The 18535-nt window shown below is 68.5% G+C and carries 16 protein-coding genes and 7 pseudogenes; 11 read left to right on the top strand and 12 right to left on the bottom strand.

What is annotated here, in order from left to right:
- Positions 1 to 71: 71 nt before the first annotated feature.
- Both QFZ67_RS01690 and QFZ67_RS01685 read left to right on the top strand, forming a co-directional pair.
- Positions 72 to 1397, top strand: coding sequence for an MFS transporter (locus QFZ67_RS01690; protein ID WP_373430194.1), 1326 nt, complete (start codon positions 72 to 74; stop codon positions 1395 to 1397).
- A 78-nt stretch (positions 1398 to 1475) separates the two neighbouring features.
- Entirely contained in the window at positions 1476 to 1619 is a 144-nt protein-coding gene (locus tag QFZ67_RS01685) for a hypothetical protein (RefSeq protein ID WP_307659304.1), read from the top strand.
- 14 nt (positions 1620 to 1633) lie between these two features.
- Here QFZ67_RS01685 and QFZ67_RS01680 read toward each other — a convergent pair whose 3' ends face one another.
- The 5 genes and pseudogenes from QFZ67_RS01680 to QFZ67_RS01660 form a co-directional block, all read right to left on the bottom strand.
- Entirely contained in the window at positions 1634 to 2158 is a 525-nt protein-coding gene (locus tag QFZ67_RS01680; protein ID WP_307659303.1) for a hypothetical protein, read from the bottom strand.
- The gene (locus QFZ67_RS01675; RefSeq protein WP_307659302.1) at positions 2155 to 3525 is read right to left on the bottom strand and encodes a site-specific integrase; all 1371 of its coding nucleotides are present in this window, start codon (positions 3523 to 3525) and stop codon (positions 2155 to 2157) included. The genes QFZ67_RS01680 and QFZ67_RS01675 overlap by 4 nt, the downstream gene beginning before the upstream one ends.
- A 222-nt stretch (positions 3526 to 3747) precedes the next feature.
- The gene (locus QFZ67_RS01670; protein WP_307659301.1) at positions 3748 to 4428 is read right to left on the bottom strand and encodes a DUF899 family protein; all 681 of its coding nucleotides are present in this window, start codon (positions 4426 to 4428) and stop codon (positions 3748 to 3750) included.
- A gap of 90 nt (positions 4429 to 4518) precedes the next feature.
- Positions 4519 to 4744, bottom strand: a pseudogene (locus tag QFZ67_RS01665) (IS110 family transposase); the annotation flags it as partial.
- 26 nt (positions 4745 to 4770) lie between these two features.
- Positions 4771 to 6969, bottom strand: coding sequence for an MMPL family transporter (locus QFZ67_RS01660; RefSeq protein WP_307659300.1), 2199 nt, complete (start codon positions 6967 to 6969; stop codon positions 4771 to 4773).
- 285 nt (positions 6970 to 7254) lie between these two features.
- On the opposite strand from QFZ67_RS01660, the gene QFZ67_RS01655 reads away from it, so the two are divergent.
- Together QFZ67_RS01655 and QFZ67_RS01650 are read left to right on the top strand one after the other, a co-directional pair.
- Positions 7255 to 8487 (top strand): sensor histidine kinase, encoded by a 1233-nt coding sequence (locus tag QFZ67_RS01655; RefSeq protein ID WP_307659299.1) that lies wholly within the window; start codon positions 7255 to 7257, stop codon positions 8485 to 8487.
- Positions 8484 to 9161 carry a response regulator transcription factor gene (locus QFZ67_RS01650; RefSeq protein ID WP_307659298.1) on the top strand — a complete coding sequence of 226 codons (678 nt, stop codon included), beginning with the start codon at positions 8484 to 8486 and terminating at the stop codon, positions 9159 to 9161. The genes QFZ67_RS01655 and QFZ67_RS01650 overlap by 4 nt, the downstream gene beginning before the upstream one ends.
- 163 nt (positions 9162 to 9324) lie before the next feature.
- On the opposite strand, the gene QFZ67_RS01645 is transcribed toward QFZ67_RS01650, so the two are convergent.
- Complete coding sequence (locus tag QFZ67_RS01645) at positions 9325 to 9456, bottom strand: hypothetical protein (RefSeq protein ID WP_307659297.1); 132 nt, start codon at positions 9454 to 9456, stop codon at positions 9325 to 9327.
- A gap of 1 nt (position 9457) precedes the next feature.
- Between QFZ67_RS01645 and QFZ67_RS01640 the strand changes: the two genes are divergently transcribed.
- Together QFZ67_RS01640 and fabV are read left to right on the top strand one after the other, a co-directional pair.
- Entirely contained in the window at positions 9458 to 9739 is a 282-nt protein-coding gene (locus QFZ67_RS01640) for a hypothetical protein (protein WP_307659296.1), read from the top strand.
- Between the two features lie 577 nt (positions 9740 to 10316).
- Positions 10317 to 11525, top strand: a complete 1209-nt coding sequence (gene fabV, locus QFZ67_RS01635) for an enoyl-[acyl-carrier-protein] reductase FabV (RefSeq protein ID WP_307659295.1) — start codon at positions 10317 to 10319, stop codon at positions 11523 to 11525.
- A 75-nt stretch (positions 11526 to 11600) separates the two neighbouring features.
- Here the strand turns inward: fabV and QFZ67_RS01630 are convergent.
- The 3 genes and pseudogenes from QFZ67_RS01630 to QFZ67_RS01620 form a co-directional block, all read right to left on the bottom strand.
- Positions 11601 to 12659: pseudogene (locus tag QFZ67_RS01630) on the bottom strand (IS630 family transposase); the annotation flags it as partial.
- Positions 12660 to 12723: 64 nt separating this feature from the next.
- Positions 12724 to 13764: a DUF2332 domain-containing protein gene (locus QFZ67_RS01625; protein ID WP_307659294.1), complete on the bottom strand. Its 1041-nt coding sequence runs from the start codon at positions 13762 to 13764 to the stop codon at positions 12724 to 12726.
- A gap of 69 nt (positions 13765 to 13833) precedes the next feature.
- Positions 13834 to 15180 carry an IS630 family transposase gene (locus tag QFZ67_RS01620; RefSeq protein WP_307659293.1) on the bottom strand — a complete coding sequence of 449 codons (1347 nt, stop codon included), beginning with the start codon at positions 15178 to 15180 and terminating at the stop codon, positions 13834 to 13836.
- Between QFZ67_RS01620 and QFZ67_RS01615 the strand changes: the two are divergent.
- Positions 15133 to 15300: pseudogene (locus QFZ67_RS01615) on the top strand (DUF305 domain-containing protein); the annotation flags it as partial. The gene QFZ67_RS01620 and the pseudogene QFZ67_RS01615 sit on opposite strands and share 48 nt — an antisense overlap.
- A 6-nt stretch (positions 15301 to 15306) precedes the next feature.
- Here the strand turns inward: QFZ67_RS01615 and QFZ67_RS01610 are convergent.
- A complete protein-coding gene (locus QFZ67_RS01610; protein ID WP_307659292.1) occupies positions 15307 to 15429 on the bottom strand; it encodes a hypothetical protein in 123 nt (40 codons plus the stop codon).
- A 419-nt stretch (positions 15430 to 15848) separates the two neighbouring features.
- Between QFZ67_RS01610 and QFZ67_RS01605 the strand changes: the two are divergent.
- A pseudogene (locus QFZ67_RS01605) lies at positions 15849 to 15932 on the top strand (IS5/IS1182 family transposase); the annotation flags it as partial.
- 33 nt (positions 15933 to 15965) lie between these two features.
- Here the strand turns inward: QFZ67_RS01605 and QFZ67_RS01600 are convergent.
- Both QFZ67_RS01600 and QFZ67_RS01595 read right to left on the bottom strand, forming a co-directional pair.
- Positions 15966 to 16301, bottom strand: a pseudogene (locus QFZ67_RS01600) (VOC family protein); the annotation flags it as partial.
- Between the two features lie 377 nt (positions 16302 to 16678).
- A complete protein-coding gene (locus QFZ67_RS01595; RefSeq protein ID WP_307659291.1) occupies positions 16679 to 16963 on the bottom strand; it encodes a peptidoglycan-binding protein in 285 nt (94 codons plus the stop codon).
- Positions 16964 to 17040: 77 nt separating this feature from the next.
- Here QFZ67_RS01595 and QFZ67_RS01590 point away from each other — a divergent pair.
- The 3 genes and pseudogenes from QFZ67_RS01590 to QFZ67_RS01580 all read left to right on the top strand — a co-directional run.
- Positions 17041 to 17400: pseudogene (locus QFZ67_RS01590) on the top strand (helix-turn-helix domain-containing protein); the annotation flags it as partial.
- 62 nt (positions 17401 to 17462) lie between these two features.
- Positions 17463 to 18051: pseudogene (locus QFZ67_RS01585) on the top strand (MFS transporter); the annotation flags it as partial.
- A gap of 1 nt (position 18052) precedes the next feature.
- Positions 18053 to 18442: a VOC family protein gene (locus tag QFZ67_RS01580; protein WP_307659290.1), complete on the top strand. Its 390-nt coding sequence runs from the start codon at positions 18053 to 18055 to the stop codon at positions 18440 to 18442.
- The last annotated feature ends 93 nt before the right edge of the window (positions 18443 to 18535 follow it).

Here is an 18535-nt window from a genome sequence, read left to right as displayed (position 1 = left end):
CAATCCAAGGGATCTTCGTGCCGTCCACTTCCTCCGCTGTATCCGATTCCAGTCGATCTGTTCCGCCAAGTCTGTGGCGGGATCGCGATTTCCGCAGACTCTGGGTGGGTCAGACGGCCTCCCAACTCGGCGAACACACCACTCTGATCGTTCTCCCGCTCTTCGCCGTCCTGACGCTCAACGCCGGCGCCGGCGAGTTGGGCGTCCTGCGCGCGGTGGGGCAGGCGCCGCTCCTGTTGCTCTCGCTCTTCGTCGGCGCGTGGGTGGACCGGTGGCGGACCCGCACGGTGATGGTGGTGACGGACGCCGGCCGGACCCTGATACTGGGCGCCGCCGCCGTGGCCGGTCTCCTCGGTTGGCTCGGTCTGCCCGCGCTGCTCGTGGTCGCCTTCGCCGTCGGGGCGCTGTCCGTGTTCTTCGACGTGGCCTATCAGGCGTCTCTCGTACGACTGGTAAAACGCGATCAGTTGCTGCAGGGCAACAGCGCGCTCGAGGGCAGCCGGTCCGCGGCGCAGATCGGCGGGCCCGCCCTCGGCGGTGCGTTGGTGTCACTGCTGTCGGCACCGATCGCTGCTGCCTCCAGCGCGGTGTTTTTCGCGCTGTCGCTCCTGTCGATCCGGCGGATCCGTCGGACCGAATCGATCCCGGAACGCTCGGAACGTTTCCCTCGGGTATGGCGACGGATCCATGAGGGCCTCCGCTTTGTCGTCAGCGATACCTCGCTGCGGACCGTGTGCCTCGCCTCGGCCGCCTTCCAGTTCTCCTTCTCGGCCATGATGACCGTCTATCTGCTCTTCCTGCCGCGGGAACTGCACTTGTCTGGCATCACCGTCGGGCTGGCGCTTGCGGCGATGGGGCCGGGCGCGCTGCTGGGCTCGATGCTGGCCGCTCGCCTGCCGAGCCGGTTCGGTTACGGCACGGTGCTCGTGTCCGCGGCGGCACTCGGCGACGGCGTGTTCCTGTGTGTGCCCGCGCTGCACGGCTCCTCTGCGGTGACGGTTCCCGCGCTACTGGCGGTCAACTTCGTGTTCGGGACCGGCGGTCAGTTGGTGAATGTCACGGTCATGGCCGTGCGGCAGGCCGTCACTCCGGACGGGATGCAGGGCCGCGCGGCCGCGACGATCACGTTTGTCGGCATGGGGATGACCCCGCTCGGCTCCCTGCTCGGCGGATTCCTCGCGATGGAGTGGGGGCTGCGCACCAGCCTCCTGGTGACGGCCGCAGGCATGATGCTGTCCCCGGTGGTGATGGCTATGTCCCCGCTCGCACGCCTGGGACGGGCGCTTCCGGCCGTGCAGGACGCGCCGCCGACGGTCGCCCGTTCTGAAGCCCACGAGACGGCCGCCCGCGAGACCAGCAACTGCCCTCCAGGTGACGTCGAAACCCGCTCACATTGATCATGGATACGGCCTTCACATGACTCCCGAAGCCACCGTCAACCGATGCAAGGTCATGCTGGACCTGTGCAAGATCACGTGCAGCTTAGAGCTGACCTATGCAAGATCCACAATTACGAGACAGTGACCGCCCAGTCCGGCCTTGCGAACGCGCTGGTCATCGTCGCGGACAACACGGTGCATCTGGCGATCAACGCCGCCGCCCTGACGTGGTGGAGGTGACGGCGATGACGCGGTCAGCGGTTGAGCTGGGCCATCAGCTCACGGTTTGCGGCACGGGCGGCTTCGAGGTCTTCGTCCCGTTCCGCGAGTTCGCCGCGGAGGTCGAGAATCTGCTGTTCCAGCTCGGTGGTGCGGCGTGTGAGCGTCTCGATGTCGGCCGGGGCGCCGAGGCCGGAGGCTTCCCAAGCTGTCTGTCCCAGGGCCTTGGACAGGCGCCGTTCGAGCCGGGTGATGTGCGCGGACAGTCGCCCGTTGCGGGCCGTGAGGTTCGCGACGTCGGCCAGCAGCGACTTGCGGCTGACCTGCGTTCCGGCGGTCGTGCCGGGTGGGGGCTGGCCCGCGCGGGCGATGACGGCCGCTTGCAGGTCTCCGTGGCGATGAATCAGGCTGCGGTGGACGCCGGCGGCGCGGGCGACCGAGGAGACGCTGATCGCCTCCCCGGCAGCGGTCAGTTGGTCGAGGGCTTTGAACACCCGGTTTCGTCGACGGTCGGAGTCCGCTGCCCGCGCTCGGGTCAGGTGGTCCGGTGATGTGCTCACGCGTCACGCTCCAGCCGCAGGTCCGGCTCGGGCGGGCGGATGCCGGGCATGCCCAGGGAGACGGTGCGGGACTTGCGCAGGGTCCGGGTGGCGTCCTTGATCTGCTCGCGTTCGTCGTCGGTGAGCCCGTCGAGGTCGGTCTCGACGCGGCGGATCAGTGCGCGGATGCGCTTGATCTCCTCGTCAGACGGAGTCGCTTCGGTGCGGGCCCAGGCATCGAGGTCCGAGGCCGCGGCGAGGCGTTCGCGGTCCCGCAGCAGGGTGTCCAGGTAGGTCCGCAGCTCCGGCAAGTACGACGGGTCGGTGCGGAAGTGGTCGCAGCCCACGCAACGGAACCGGAACGGGCAGCCGTGGCCGCCGGCCTTGACGTTGCTCGGCTCGACGCAAATGCCGTAGGGGACGGACACCTGGCCGATCCGCAGGCGGGCGTGCTCGTGCTCGTGCTCCAGGAGCTGGCGGGCCTGGGTCCAGATCTTGTTGCCGTGCCGGTCGAACTGGTGCGAGACAAGTTTATCGACCGCGGCCCGGGTGCGTTTCTCCGTGACCCGGTAGTAGCCCTGAGTGGTCTGCAACGACCGGTGACCCATGAGCTCGCGCAGCACGTCAGGCAGGGTTCCGGCGTCGGCGTGCCGCTGGGCGTAGGAGTGGCGGTAGGAGTAGGGCACGACTTCCAGCTTGGGGAACTCGGTGCCGTCGGCCAGTAGCAGTGGGGGCATGGCGTTGATCCAGCGGCGGTGGACGTTGCCGATGTGCTGCATCCGGAACGGCTGGGTGCCCTCGGAGTTCTGCCGGGGCCGGGGGAAGAGGACCAGCTTGGACAGCTCGGTGTCCGGGAAACGGGCGCGGATGGACTTCTTCTGCCGGACGATGATCTCTGCGGTGGAGTCCGGGATCGGCAGGCGGAGGCCGACGCGGTTGTTCTTGAAGTCGGTGTAGACGAGCACGGATTTGCCGTGCTCGTCGGTCTCCATGCAGTCCCAGGGCAAGCACCCGATTTCGTCGGGACGTCGACCGGTGTCGATGAGGATCTCGATGGCGTGGCGCATGTGCTCGCTGCCGTCGCGGATCCGGTCGAGGGTGGGCAGCCGCTCGCAGAGCTGGCTGAGGATCTCCTTCGCCAGGGCTCTGCCCGGTCCTTCCTCGGTGATGACCGGGGGCATGTCGTGCCTTCGCAGCGCGAAGTCGTCGGGCAGGTCGGCGAGGATCTCGCCGGGCCGGGTCAGGCCCAGGTCGCGGATTTCGCGCAGGAACTGGCTGGTGAAGCGGCAGACCGTCGTGCGGCGGAAGGCGCTGATCTCGCCGGTGTGCGCCAGGTGAGCCACGTGCTGCGTGAACGTCTCGATGTCGCTTAGGCCGAACGCGGCCATATCCGCTCCGCCGTCCTGACGGGAGCGGACCACAGCGCCTGTCCCCGGTCGGCGGGGAACCCACGTACACCGCGTCCTCGCTGATCCAAAACAGTCCGACCATCGCCACCACGGTTCACTACCACCTCTTACTTCCGGCGCGGGGCGCGCGCGGCCCTATGAGTGCGCGGGTGACAAGCACGATGTTCTGCAGATCCCACACTCTCCGTACGCAGCCTGGGATCAATAGTCCAGCGTGGGGAACCAGTTGCCGCGGCCGGCGGGGGTGAGGTCCAGGAGGTTCCATACGGGGGCGAGTAGGTCTATGCCGCGCTGGTCGATGTCGGCGGACATGCGGGGGTGCGCGGAGTAGAAGTGCCGGATCGTGCCGTCATCGTCGCGGGTGAAGACGGAAACGGTCGAGTCCTGCTCGCCGTCCTTGTCCTCGCTGCCGAGGTCGTACTTGAAGGTGCTGTCGCCGCAGCTCAGCAGCCGTAGCCGGGTCCAGCCACGGTTGCGGGCGTGCTGCCGCAGCACGGGAGGGTCGGCGGCCGCGGCGACGGCGAAGTCGGCGGTCCGGGTGATGTGGTGGGAGATCCCGTTGAAGCCGTCAATCCACAGGGTGCACATCGGGCACGGGTCGGTCTGCAGCTTGCCGTACATGAAGTGGTAGACGATCAGCGGGCGGTCCGGGGCGGTGAACAGACCGCTCAGCGGGACCTCGCGGACCGGGGTGTCACCGGCGTCGAGGTCGGCGGGGCCCTCGATGAAGACGTGGTCGTCGACGGGCGGCCCCTGGGGGAGCGCCCGGCGCTGGGCCGCGACCTGTTCGTGGTGGCGCATGAGGTCGATCTCGGCCAGCCTGAGCTCTTCGCGGGCGGCGAGGTAGTCCGCGGATTCGCCGACCAGTCTGGTGTGTCGCATGGGGTCCTCCCGGGTGGTGATCCCCCCGGTACCTCCGGTCTCTCGAGTCTATGGCGGTTCTATGAGGGCGGCGGAGTCTTAAGGGGGCGGTCAAGCCGCGGCTGTCGCCGTGGGTGGGGCTGTGAAGAGCCGGTTGTCCCGTAGGAGGGCCCCAAAGACGGCGACTCGTCGGCGGGCGAGGGCGATCACGGCCTGGACGTACTTGCAGCCCTGGACTCGTTTCTTGAGGTAGTAGTCGCGGTTGGGGCCTTCACGAATAATGCTGGTCTGGGCAGACAGGTGGAACCACCCGGCGGAGGCGGTGAACAGCCCGTCGGCGTCCGTAGCGGGCGATGGTCGTGCTCAGCTGCCGGTCGTCGGCATCTTCAACGCCGTCGCGTCAGCTCTTTCGGATGTGTGGTCGAGTACGGGCTCGGGCTGGTGTGGGATGCCGGTGCTCTCTTTGCTCATGTGCGGCAGCCGACGGTCGAGCCAGCGAGGAATCCACCAGTTCGCACGGCCTATCAGCGCCATGGCTGCGGGCACCAGCACCATGCGGACGATCGTCGCGTCGAGCACGACCGCCGTTGCCAGGCCCAGGCCCATCATCTTGACGATCGGCGACGGGTGGGCGACGAAGCTGAGGAACACCACCGTCATGATCAGCGCGGCGGAGGTGATCACGGGGCCCGTGCCTGCGATGCCGCGCGCTACCGACTCGGCGTTGTCACCTGTGGCGTCGTACTCCTCGCGGATACGCGAGAGCAGGAAGACCTCGTAGTCCATGGACAGACCGAAGAGGACGGCGAAGAAGATCGTGGGCAGCGGGGAGGCGATCAGGAGCGTCCCTTCCAGGTTGAACACGTCCTTGAGCCATCCCCACTGGAACACGGTGACGACGGCGCCATAGGCCGCGCCGATCGAGAGCAGGTTCATCACGGTGGCTTTGAGCGGCACCGCGATGGAGCGGAAGACCACCATGAGCAGCAGGAATGACGCGGCCAGGATCGCGGCGATGAAGATCGGCAGAGTGTCGGCGAGCTGCTCGGTCAGGTCGTCGGTCATGGCGGTCAGGCCGGACACGGTGACGTTCGCGGGCAGCAGGTCGCGGACGCGCTCGAGGGTCGCGGACGTCTCGGCGTCCGAGGACGCGGTGGTGGGGATCGCGGGCAGCACGACGGTGTCTGTGGTGGGGGAGATCTGCGGCGTGCCGACCTTGGCGATGCCGGGGTCGGCGGCGACGCGCTTCGACAGCGCCGGGATTGTCTGGGCGCTCACGCCGGGACTGCGTAGGTCGGCGACGAGCAGGAGCGGGCCGTTGAAGCCCGGGCCGAAACCCTCCGCCAGCAGGTCGTAGGCGCGACGGTGCGTGGTGCTCCTCGCATCGTCGCCGGCGTCGGGGAAGCCGGTTTCCATCCGCAGCGCGGGGGCGGCCAGCGCGAGCAGCGCCACTGAGGCAAGGACCAGGTACGGCCATGGCCGACCGGAGACGCGGTGGGCGAAGCGCCACCATGCCGTGTTCTGGGACCGCTTGACGAGGCGTCGGCGGCGCATGAGCCGTCCTGCGTCGATGCGGTCGCCGAGCAGCGACAGCAGTGCCGGCAGCAGTGTGAGCGCGGTGGCCACCGCGAAGAGCACCACCAGCGAGGTGCCGAGGCCGATCGAGGCCAGGAAGCCCGCCCCGGTCAGTACGAGCGCGGTCATCGCCACGACGACGGTGCCGCCTGCGAATACGACGGCGGAGCCCGAGGAGCTCATGGCGTTCGACAGTGCGGTGGTGCTGTCCTGGCCTGCGGCGCGTTTCTCGCGGTAGCGGGCCACGATGAACAGGGCGTAGTCGATGCCCACGCCGAGCCCGATCATCGCGCCGATCGTCGGCGCGGCGCTTGAGACGTCCATCGCGTTGGCCAGCAGCAGGATGCCTCCGAGGCCGACGGCGACGGCCACCAGGGCGAGCGCGATGGGGACCAGTGCGGCCACGATCGTCCCGGACGCGACGACCAGCACGACCACTGCGGCCAGCAGACCGGCCGCCTCCGCGCCCGAGGTTTCGGTCTGGGCGTTGATGAACGCTGCTTCGCCGCCGAGCTCGGCCGCGACGCCGGTCTGTCGTGCCGGCTCCATCGCGTCGGTGATCGTGCCGAGCGGCTTCGGTCCGAGGTCGCCGGACGGCAGGTCGAAGGCTATGTCGGCGAAGCCGATGCGCCCGTCGGGCGACACGGTGCCGGCGGTGAACGGATCGACCACCGTGGCGACGTGCTCCACCTCGGAGATCCGGGCGACCGCCGCGTCGACGGCGGGCCGGTGGCGCTCGAGTCGCTCCCCCTGCGGCGCGGCGAAAACCGCTATGGCAGTGCCGTCGGCCGCTTGGGGAAAGCGCTCCTCGAGGAGCTCCATCGCCTGCTCACTCTCGCTGCCGGGAGCGACGAGGTCGTCGACGAACGCGCCACCGGCGGTAGCGGCCAGTGCTATGACGATGGCGGCGCTGACCAGCCACGCCCCGATCGTGGCCCATGGTCTGCGGGCGCTGGCGTCGCCGATGCGACGGATGAGGCGATGCACAACGGTGCTCCTTCGGTGGTGCGGGTCGGACGACAGGTGGGCCGGCGGTGACGGCGTGGTCTCACTGTGCGTGCCCAGACCGGCACCGTCGCCCGCCTCAGGGCGGGGCGGCGCTCCCCTCCGGAGGCGGGTCGTGCGGGTTGACGGTGCGTGGGTCTCCCCCCGGAGGGCGGAGAGCCGCATCCGCCTGCAGGCTGATGACCGCGCCCGCGACCCTGGCCTACGGTGTGCCGGTGACCGCTGACGACCCGCGGCGGCCACCGCCCGCCCTACCGTGGAGCGATAGTGAACCGCGCGTCGCTGCGATCCCTGACGCCGCTGGGGAATGCCCCGGGCAGGTTCCGGGGCCCGTTCACCCGCTGGCCCCGCACCGCGGACGCCGTCCTGGCGACCGTGATCTTCCTCGCCATGGTGTTTGTGGTGGAGGGACCCGGCGATGCGTTGGTCATCCGCCCCCTCGGCGATGTCCCGTTCGCTGCTTTGCTGGTGTTTGCCGCCGCCGGTGCAGCGCTGTACTGGCGCAGGCGCGCGCCCTTGGTCGTTTTGGGTGTGACGTTGGGCGCCTGGGCCGTGACGCTCGCAAGCAGTTACACGGACCCGGGCGGGGCGGCGATCATCGCCCTGTACAGCGCGGGGCGGTACACCACCGAGGACCGGTGGGGCCACGTGGGCGTCGCCGTGGCCATCGTCGTGGTCAACATCGACGCCCTCGATGATCCGGCCCCGTGGGTGGAGTCGGCTGTCGTCGGCGGCGTCGCCCTGTCCGGGGCGTGGTACGTCGGGCACCGCCTGCGCCTGCGCAAGGAGCGCGCCGCCCAACTGCTGCGGGAACAGGCCGCCGAGGCCCGCCGGATCGTGACCGAGGAGCGGACCCGTATCGCGCGCGAGCTGCACGATGTGGTCGCCCACCGGGTGAGTCTGATGACGGTGCAGGCGGGCGCAGCCAGGACCGTGGCCGCCGAGGACCCCGCGGGCGCCCGCCAGGCGATGGCGGCGGTGGAGGAGGTGGGACGCCAGGCGCTGGACGAGCTGCGCCACCTGCTCGGTGTCCTGCGACCGGAAACCGGCCTCGACGGGCTGGGTCCGCAGCCGGGCCTCGCGGATCTCGCCCAGCTCCTCGAGCAGGTCCGCAGGGCGGGTGTGGACGTCACGCTGGTGGACTCCTTGCCGACAACGCAGGCTGTGCCGGGCCAGATTCCGGCGCGCGTGGACCTGTCCGCGTACCGCATCGTCCAGGAGGCGCTCACCAACGTGCTCAAGCACGCCGGACGCGGTGCCCACACCGTGGTGCGGCTCAGCGCCGACCGGAGCGGGATCGTCATCGAGGTGCTCGACGACGGTCACGGCGCCACCGTCCCACCCGGACCGGGCGTCGCCCAGGGCAGTGCACAAGGTCATGGCATCGTCGGGATGCGGGAGCGGGCACTGCTGTTGGGCGGGACCCTCGACGCCGGGCCGCGCGCGGGCGGCGGGTTCCGCGTCGTCGCCCACCTGCCCACCGGAGGCGAGTCGGCGTGAGCATCAGCGTCGCCGTGGTCGACGACCAGGCACTGGTCCGCGGGGGCTTCACCATGATCCTGCGGATCCACGACGACATCGAGGTCGTCGCCGAGGCCGGAACCGGACTCGAGGCGATCGAGGTGGCACGCCGACACCGCCCCGACGTGATCCTGATGGACATCCGGATGCCCGGGATGGACGGCCTGGAGGCGACCTCCCGGATCCTGGCCGAAGCAGACTGGAACGTCCGGGTGGTGATCCTGACCACGTTCGATCCGGACGAGTACGTCTACCAGGCATTGCGCGCCGGTGCCAGCGCCTTCGTGCTCAAGGACATCCCACCCGAACAACTCGCCCCCGCCGTCCGCACGGTGGCCGACGGCGGGGCACTGCTGGCACCGTCGATCACCCGGCGCCTCATCGGCAAATTCGCCGCGCCACCCAACGTCAACACCGCAGTCTCACGCCGCCTGGAACGCCTCACCGACCGCGAACGTGACGTGCTCGCCGCCGTCGCACGGGGGTCCAGCAACTCGGAGATCGCCGAGGAACTCTTCATCGGAGCCGCGACCGTCAAGTCGCATGTGTCGAGCATCCTCATCAAGCTCGGCCTGCGCGACCGCACCCAGGTCGTGATCTTCGCCTATGAGAGCGGGCTCGTCGAGGCCGGTGCCCGCGACATCGGTCACTGAGCATCCGGACAGGCACAACCGGCGCCAGGCCCGCACCAGTCACTACACACGTCGCGGACACAGCCCGTAGAACTGCCCACCCATCAGCGCAAACACCGTTGCAGTACGAGCCACGGCGTGCTCGTCGCGGCCCTGCGCACCGGGGACCGGAAGGTGTTCGCGATCAACCCGCTCGCAGCTGGCCCGGGATGGCCAGTTGAGGGACGAGCGGGCTTCGGGCAGCCCGCCGTTCGTCGACCCGCCGGTCGCGCTCGGGGTGCTGGCTCGACGGCTCGTAGCCGAGTTGGCCGCTCAAGATGCGCAGGCACCTCTTGGTCAGCCAGCAGACCGCGATGGACGCCGACCACCCGCCCGTCGACATCACCATGCTCAAGCGGACCTTCCGCGAGGTGAAACTCTCGTTGTCGGAGCTCCGGCAGGACCGCATCTTGCACGAGGCCCGCGTCTCCGGCGACCCCCTCCGCCTCATGCGGTTGTTCGGCATCAGCGACGGCACCGCCATGCGCTACATCTCGGTCGCCCACCCCGAGAAGACCGCCCGGCTCCCTCGCCGACCACCGACCAGGGTTGAGCAATAGTCGCTGAGTTCCCGGCCTCGTCCACGGCTGACCGACGTTCTTGAGAGTGCCTGTACCAGGACCTGTTACCTCGTCCGGGTGACCGAAGCCCGTTCTGGCCCAACCTCGCCCTGAGTGCGCAAGCCCTTCTGTCGAGGCTCTTGCCTCTTCAGAACCAGCTCCAGACTACGAGATCCCGATTCCAGGAAAATTCGTCGATGGATCAACCTGACAGGACTAGTGACCTGAGTCGTTGATGCGTCGATGGTAGCTGGCGAGGTTTCGAGGATCTGGTCGGCGATCTTGTGCCATCCGTAGGGCCAGGGGTTGGTGTGACGCGTGCGCAACTCGCCGACGCCGAACAGAGGTTTATCGAGACGTTCCTGCCGGTCGGCAGGTTCGGTCCTACCCCGCGGGATGGGACTTGGGTGCCGCCAGCCGCCCCCGCTAGAGCTAGTCGGAACCCTCCAAGCCCAGCTAGACATCGTTGTGCCGGTCAAGATCACCGTGTTCATCCGCACGGCCGCAGACTTGCAGGACGGGGTGGCCGAGGCGGCCGCCGCGTCCTTGTCCGTGACGACACCTGGGACACCACACCGTGAGCGAACGCGTCATTGCGCCCAAGAGCCGGGGCTTCCTGTTCCTCGACTCCCATCCTGGCGGCTGCCGACAGCTGGTGGACGAGATGTGGCGGGCCGTCCCCGCCCCGGTCACCGCCGGGGGCGAACGGCCGGTGGCTCTGGTCATCGGCTCGTCCGCCGGGTATGGCCTGGCCGCTACGATCGCGGGCCTGGCCCGTGTCGGTATCCGTGGCATCGGCGTGTGCTTCGAGAAGGCGCCCGCGCGGCGCACGGGCACGGCCGGCTGGTATCGCACCGCCGCCACCGCCCGGCTCGCCCAACAGCACGGGCGGGACATGATCTTCCTCAATGGCGATGCGTTCAGCGACACGGTGAAGGAGCAGGTTGCCGACCTCCTCGCCGAGCGGTTTGGGGGACGACTAGACTTCCTGATCTACTCGGTGGCCGCGCCTCGTCGCACCGACCCGGACACCGGCAACGTGTATGCCTCGGTCCTCAAGCCGATCGGCTCGCCGTACACCACCAAGACCCTCGTCTTCGACGAGTACGGTGCCCCGGAGGTGAAGGAGGTCACCACCGCGCCGGCCGTGGGCGACGACATCGAGCAGACTGTGGCGGTGATGGGCGGCACCGACTGGGAACGGTGGATCACGTTCCTGGCCGACCGGTCCCTGCTCGCCGACGGCTTCGCCACCGCCGCCCTGTCCTACATCGGCTCGCCGCTCACCGCGGCGATCTACCGGCAGGGCACCATCGGCGCCGCAAAGTCCCATCTGGAAGCCACCGCACGCACGTTGGACGAGCGCCTCGGCAAGACCCTGGGCGGCCGGGCCGTGACCTCGGTCAACGCCGCTGCCGTCACCCAGTCCTCCACCGCCATCCCCGGCATCGCCCTGTACGTCGGGCTGCTGCGTGGCGTCCTCGGCGACGCCATGGTGGCCCCGATCGGTCAACTGGTTGAGCTGTGGGACCAGCTGACCGGCGCCCGCCCCCTCGACCTCGACGACGAGGACCGGGTCCGCCTCGACACCTGGGAACTCGACCCCGCCGTGCAGAACGCCGTCGCCGAACGCTGGAGCACCGCCACCAGCGACACCATCACCGAACTCGCCGACCTCGACTGGTTCAGCGACGAAGTCCGCCGCCTCTACGGCTTCTCTGTCCCCGGCATCGACTACACCGCCGCCGTCGAAACCGACGTCCCCTGGCCCACTCTCACCATCTGACCCGCGCCACGAACGCCCCCGATCGCGTCGTAAAACGAGGTCGCGGCGCCAGCCCCAGCGACCTGGGCCGTTGATGCGTCGGCAGTAGCTGGCGAGGCTGTTGAGGCTCTGGTCGGCGGTCTTGTGCCACACATATGGGCGGGGGTTGGCGTTCCAGCCTTTGATCCAAGCGCGGATGTCGCGTTCGAGGGCGGGGACCGAGCGGTGGACGCTGCACTGGAGCTTCTTGCAGGTGAGCTCGGCGAACCACCGCTCGACCAGGTTCAGCCAGGACGAGCCGGTCGGGGTGAAGTGCAGGTGGAAGCGAGGGTGGGCCAGCAGCCACCTCCGGACCGGCTCGGTCTTGTGGGTGCCGTAGTTGTCCACGATCAGGTGCACGTCCAGGCCGGCCGGGACCTCCCGGTCGAGCTTGGAGAGAAACTTCTTGAACTCCGCGGTGCGGTGTCGGCGGTGGAGCGAGCCGATCACCTTGCCGCTCGCGGTATCCAGCGCGGCGAACAGGGTGGTGGTGCCCGCGCGCAGGGAGTCGTGGCTGCGGCGTTCGGGCACCCCGGGCATCATCGGGAGCACCGGCTGGGACCGGTCCAGCGCCTGGATCTGCGACTTCTCATCCACGCGCAGCACCAGCGCCCGCTCCGGCGGGTCGAGATACAGACCCACCACGTCGTGCACCTTGTCCACAAAGAACGGGTCGGTGGACGGCTTGAACGACTCGGTGCGGTGCGGCTTGAGACGGAAGGCCCGCCAGATCCTCGACACCGTCGACTGCGACATGCCGGCCCGCCGGGCCATCGACCGGGTCGACCAGTGAGTGGCGTTCTTCGGCCTTGTCTCCAGCGTCAGGCGCACCAGTTCGGCAACCTGCTCGTCGGTGACGGTCCGCACCCGCCCCGGCCGGGGCGCATCACCCAGCCCGTCCAGCCGGTGGGTGACGAACCGGGCCCGCCACTTGGCGACCGTCTCGGTGGTGACCCCGAACTCCCGGGCCACCGAACTGGCCGACCGCGGCAACCCGTCCGGCTCCACCTCGGCACAGCCCACCACGATCCGCGCCCGCAACGCCAGGACCTGGGGCGTGGATTGAGCCCGCACCCACTTACCCAGCACCTGACGCTCATGCTCGGACAACACCAGCTCAGCCCAACCGCGGCCCCGGACGCCCCATGCATATCAAACGACGCATCAATGACTCAGGTCACTAGGAGTCTGCCAGCCACGCCAGCAAGCGGCCCTGCGACCAGCAGCGGCCAATGGCCTCGGCGCGCAGAGCCGACCCGTCGAACACCGCCAGGCCGATGATGCTGTGGCCAGAGGCGCGGCGATCGCCAAGTGTCGGTATCGTCGGCGCGACTCCGACCCCCTCCGCTGACACCCACGCCACCGCCCGGCCGGCCGCCGCTTCGTCGAGGCGGTGCAGGAAGCGCAGGCGGCTCTCGAGCGGGAAGTGCGACAGCGCCCACGTCGTGGTGACGACAGGCAGGGCGTCCGCGGGCACACGGGCGAAGGCGTCGGGCACCACCTCGACGGCGTCACCTTGCAGCAGCAGCGGAGGGGCCGTCGCCGCCAACGCTGCCATCTCCGCTTCGAGCCTCGCGACCCGCTCCGGCTGATCCGGCCACAGGCAGGCGCGCAACCATCGGGCGTCATCCGCGTCGGTCACGTCGACCGGATCGAGGTCGACGCCGACCCGGGCGACGACCTCGGGCATCGCCCGCGTCGGGATGGGCCGGTCTCCCACGATCGAAGACGACAGCTGCACGGGAGATGACGGGTCGCCCAGCGATTGGCCGTTGCTGTACGTGATGCCAACGCGATCGACATTGAGATTGAGCCCAGCCGAACAGCCCACGTCGATCAGCCCAACCGCATTCGCGCCTACCCAGCGCGCCGCCTCGGCAATGGCCGGATACAGCACGGCGCAGCGTCCGGTCTCGTCGGTCCGCGTCTTCCGGCGCACGGCGATGGCCACGACCGAGTCGGTCATTCGCAGCAGCGTGTCGATCGCCGCGCCCGCGGCAGCGTCGCCGTCCGCAGCGGCATAGGCCGCGGCAAGCGCCGGGGCGCGTCCGGCGAGGGCGAGGTCGTGCAGCGCGGCGAGGATCACCGTGGGGTGCCGCTTGCGCGCCGGCGCCGCCTCGATGGCGCGCAGCGCCTCGTCGGACTCACTCAGGGCGACGGCGACGCGCTCGTACAGCGGCGATGTTTCGGCGGCGTCGACCTCACCGAAGTGTCGGTACACCTGAGCGAGTGTGCGCGCCCTGCCCACGGGTACGGCGCTTCCTGCGGTTGGCCCTGGCATCCGACGATTCTAGCCATTGGAACGAAACCCCCGACCCTTCTGGTGGCTCATCCTGACCTTGGCGAGGTAGTCGGCAAGGGAGTTGAGGATCTCGTCGGCGGTCTTGGTCCAGGTGAACGGCCTGGGGTTCTGGTTCCAGGTGTCGATCCACGCTCTGATGTCGTCCTCCAAGGCTTTGACGGAGGTGTGGACGCCGCGGCGGATGAGCTTGTCGGTGAGTAGGCCGAACCACCGCTCGACCTGGTTGATCCAGGAGGAGCCGGTCGGGGTGAAGTGCACGTGGAAGCGGGGGTGCTTGCCCAGCCAGGTCCTGATCTCGGCGGTGTTGTGGGTGGCGTAGTTGTCACACACCAGGTGGACATCGAGTCCGGCGGGCACGGCCTTGTCTATGGTGACCAGGAACTTCTTGAACTCGAGGGCCCGGTGGCGTCGGTGGAGTTCGCCGATGACGGTGCCGTCGGCGATGTTGAAGGCGGCGAACAGGCTGGTGATGCCGTGCCGAAGGTAGTCGTGAGTGCGCCGTTCGGGCATGCCGGGCATCATCGGCAGCACCGGCTGGGACCGGTCCAGCGCCTGGATCTGGCTCTTCCCGTCCACGCACAACACCACGGCCCGCTCCGGCGGGTTGTGGTACAGACCGACAACGTCGACGACCTTCTCGACGAACTGCGGGTCGGTGGAGAGCTTGAAGGAGTCCTGCAGGTGCGGCTTGAGGTCGAACCTCTTCCAGATCCGTCCGATGGTCGACTTCGAGAGCCCCGTGCGCTGGGCCATCGAGGCCCGCGACCAGTGCGTGTCCTCGCCCGGAGTGGACTCCAAGGTCGCCACGATCACCTCCTCGACCTGGTCGAGCAGGATCGAGGGCGGCCGACCCGGCCGGGGCTCGTCGTGCAGGCCGTCGAGGCGTTTGGCGATGAACCTGGCCCGCCAGCGGTCCACGGTCGACTCACCGACCCCCAGATCCGCCGCGGCCTGCTTGTTCGTCCCGCCCTCCGCGCACCGCAGCACAATCTTCGCGCGAAGCGCCAGGAACTGTGACGTCTTCGCCCGCCGGGCCCACCGTGTCAGCTGGGCCCGCTCGGCCTCGCTCAGGACCAGGCCGGCCTTCGGCAGGCCGATACGGCCGGCGTCCTCAAGCCCGGCCATCCGCTCCGCGGCGAAGCTCCGGCGCCATTTGCCCACCGTCTTGACCGCAACGCCGACAGCCCGCGCAGCACCTGCATTTGACATGCCGTCAGCACACGCCAGGATGATCCGGGCCCGCTCCGCCGACCGCCGGTCCGGCAGTCCCGCCCGGCGTACCAGCTCGGCAAGGCGTTCGACACCGCGTTCCTGACCATGATGGTCAGGAACCACGAGGGCGCGGTCGAGATGGCCAAGACCGAGCAGAAGGACGGCGCCTACCAGCCCGCTAAGGACATGCCAGGCGCCATCGTCACTTCCCAGACCGCCGTCCCACGCAGCAGCTTCAGCTAAACATGCTTAGCACGTCCAGGTGCCCTCGCTCCAGCCGGGGTCGGAGTTGGCGATGTTGGCGTAGGAGTACGGGTCTCCGTCGATCCTGAGTCTGTAGTTGGAGTAGAGGCCGCTGATCTCCTTGCGCATGTAGTGGCCGGGGGTGACTTCGCCTCGTCCGACGTAGACGCCGTTGCCGGTGTCCCAAGACTTCCACCTGGTGGTGGCGCGGAACCAGCCGGAGTCGCAGTTGTCGACCTGGATTCACACGTAGTGGTGGCTGCTGTTGGCGGAGACCGCGTTGGTGGTGCAGGTGGTGGTGAACGGATAGATCATGCAGCTGGAGTGGCGGCGGCGGGCTGGGCTGATGTCGCGGCGAAGGATGCGGCCACGACCGTGAGGACCACGCCTGCTGGTCTGAGCTTGCGCAGATTCATTGCGGGTTTCTCTTCCCTTGTCGGTGACCCACGCGGGCGGAACCCTAAGGGTCGGACTCCGCGCGGCGTCAACAGATGGGACAAGCGGCACCAGGTGCCGCGGCGGTTCCGTTCGTGTCACCGTGACCGTGGGCTCTGGGCATCAAGCCGATCATCGCCCGCCGTGGTGTCCTGCACGGATCGGGACTCGGTGTCCACCGCTGGGTCGTCGAGCGGTGGCGTGGCGTCGCCCTGCCAGAAGTTCCACTGGTATCCCCAAGGGTCAGTGATGGTGAAGGTCCGCGGCCCATAGGGCTGGTCCACCGGGGGGGCTACCTCGGTGTCGGCTGCGGCTCGAACCCGCTCAAAGTGTGCATCGACGTCGTCGACGTGCACGATGAGGATGGCGTTCTTCCCGTCGTCGCTCGTGCCGCCGCCGCTGACCCCGATCTTCGCCGGACCGGCATAGATGTCGGCCTCGAACGTCCGCCCCGAGTCGTCGCGCCAGCGGACCGCGCCGGTAAAACCCAAGACCCGCTCCATCCAGTCCAGCGCGGCATCTGCGTCGTCGTACCGCAGGTAGGGAGAGACGCTTTCGATCGCCATCCGATGCTCCTTCGGGTCTGGGGAACCGACATCATTTAAGTCCTCCCCTGATTCACTTCGAGCGATCGCCCGGAGTGTCGATCGGTTCTTCACCGGCTCCACCGTGTGCCGGAAACGGCCTGTCGGGAAGGCCTGGTGGCGTCGGACAAACAACACCGGACAAGAAACCGGCGTCCGCGATGTCAGCGATCCAGCTCGGTGCGAATGTAGTCCTGGTTGGGAACGGTCGTGGGGGTGGACCATGACAGCAGGAATGGGTACGGCATCGGCCACAGTGAGTGAGTCCGCTGTGCTGACGGCCGTGTCGCGGAAAAACAGAGCTGGGGTCAACGCCGGTCACCGAGCTTATGGGACGGCCTCCGTGAGCCGGGTCCGGCTCAGAAGTGGCTCGGCACGACCTGGTAGCAGTTGTCGATCGATACACCCCAGGGCGTTGTCCAGGGGCCATTCTTCTCGACCTTGGCGTGCTCGATCCCCCAGAGAACCTCGCTGCCGGTGTTTTTGCCGACCTTGCCGTCGACGGACAGCCCCAGGTCCCCCTGGAAGTTCTTGACCTGGCTCAGGGTGTGATTTCCGAACTGCCCGTCCTGCGAGGTCCAGGCATCTGATCGTTGGTGATAGCTGATGCCGACCTGGACGCAGTAGACCTTGAATCCGGTCATTCCGTATCTGATCTCGGGCGCGTTGGGCGAGGCGCTCGCGGTGCTGATCGTTCCGGCGCCTGCCGGGGGGAAGCGGAATGGGTGCCCTGCTTTCGCGGTATCTGAGTGAGCTGGCGACATCCGGTCACGAATTCCGTGCCGACGACTCGGCCCGGCTGTCCACCATCACACTGGACCTGATCTGGGCCGTGATCGCCCGTGGTCTCGACGCAGAGGGCTCCCTGTCGCCGTCCGCCCGGCAACGGGTCCTGCTCGTGCGAATCCATGCCTTCATCCAGCAACGGCTCGGCGATGTCTCCCTCTCACCGGACATGATCGCCGCCGCCCATGGCATCTCGACCAGGTCCCTGCACCGGCTTTTCCGCGACCAGGGCGTGACCGTCACCGAGTGGATCCGTGCTCGCAGGCTCGATCGTTGCCGACGGGATCTGGCCGATCCCCTGCTCCAGACCCGGCCGGTGCACGCCATCGCGGCACGCTGGGGATTCACCAACGCGGCCTGTCGGGCACCGCCGTCGGGCTGGCGCTCGCGGCGACCGGGCCGGGCGCGCTGCTGGGCTCGATGCTGGCCGCCCGCCCGCCTGCCGAGCCGGTTCGGTTACGGCGCGGTACTCGTGTCCGCGGCGGCACTCGGCGACGGCGTGTTCCTGTGTGTGCCCGCGCTGCACGGCTCCTCTGCGGTGACGGTTCCCGCGCTCCTGGCGGTCAACTTCGTGTTCGGGACCGGCGGTCAGTTGGTGAATGTCACGGTCATGGCCGTGCGGCAGGCCGTCACTCCGGACGGGATGCAGGGCCGCGCGGCCGCGACGATCACGTTTGTCGGCATGGGGATGACCCCGCTCGGCTCCATGCTCGGCGGATTCCTCGCGGAGGAGTGGGGGTTGCGCGCCAGCCTCCTGGTGACGGCCGCAGGCATGATGCTGTCCCCAGCGCTTATTGCTTTGTCCCCGCTCGCTCGTCTGGGTCGATACTCTGCGACCCCACCAGGCCCTCGACGAACGCACACCACGCGCGGCTTACCTCGCCGTCGAACACTGCGGTTAGCGTGTGGCCTTTGGCGGACCCGCTACTTGACTGGGAGGTCCTGACATGACCAGTAAGTTCACCGAGCTTGCGATCGACTGTGCCGATCCCAACGGTCTCGCCCGGTTCTGGTGCTCGGTCCTTGACTACGAGGTGCAAGACGAAGACGACGGAATTGTCACAATTGGCTCCCCTGTGGTACCTGAAGGCAAGAACCACCTTGGCCCAGTGCCACCGACGTTGACCTTCGCGCACGTGCCCGAGGGCAAGACCGTCAAGAACAGGCTCCACCTCGACGTCAACCCAACCGACAGGGAGCAAGACGAAGAGGTCCGTCGCCTGCTCGACCTAGGTGCTCGACACGCCGACGTCGGCCAAACAGGCGATGAGAGCTGGGTCACACTTGCCGACCCAGAGGGGAACGAGTTCTGCGTCCTTGCGGGCCGCTGCCCCTGATCGGAGGCCGCACACCGCGCATCCACACCGCGCATCCACACCGGGCTCGCGCACCTGCGTCAGGTCGCGGCCGCACGTGGTCCTCCGCCGGTG

Origin of the sequence: Streptomyces sp. V1I1 (genome assembly GCF_030817355.1) — a bacterium.
GTDB lineage: Bacteria > Actinomycetota > Actinomycetes > Streptomycetales > Streptomycetaceae > Streptomyces.
Note: the sequence above shows the minus strand (reverse complement) of the source record. Positions and strands in the feature narration are given on the sequence as shown.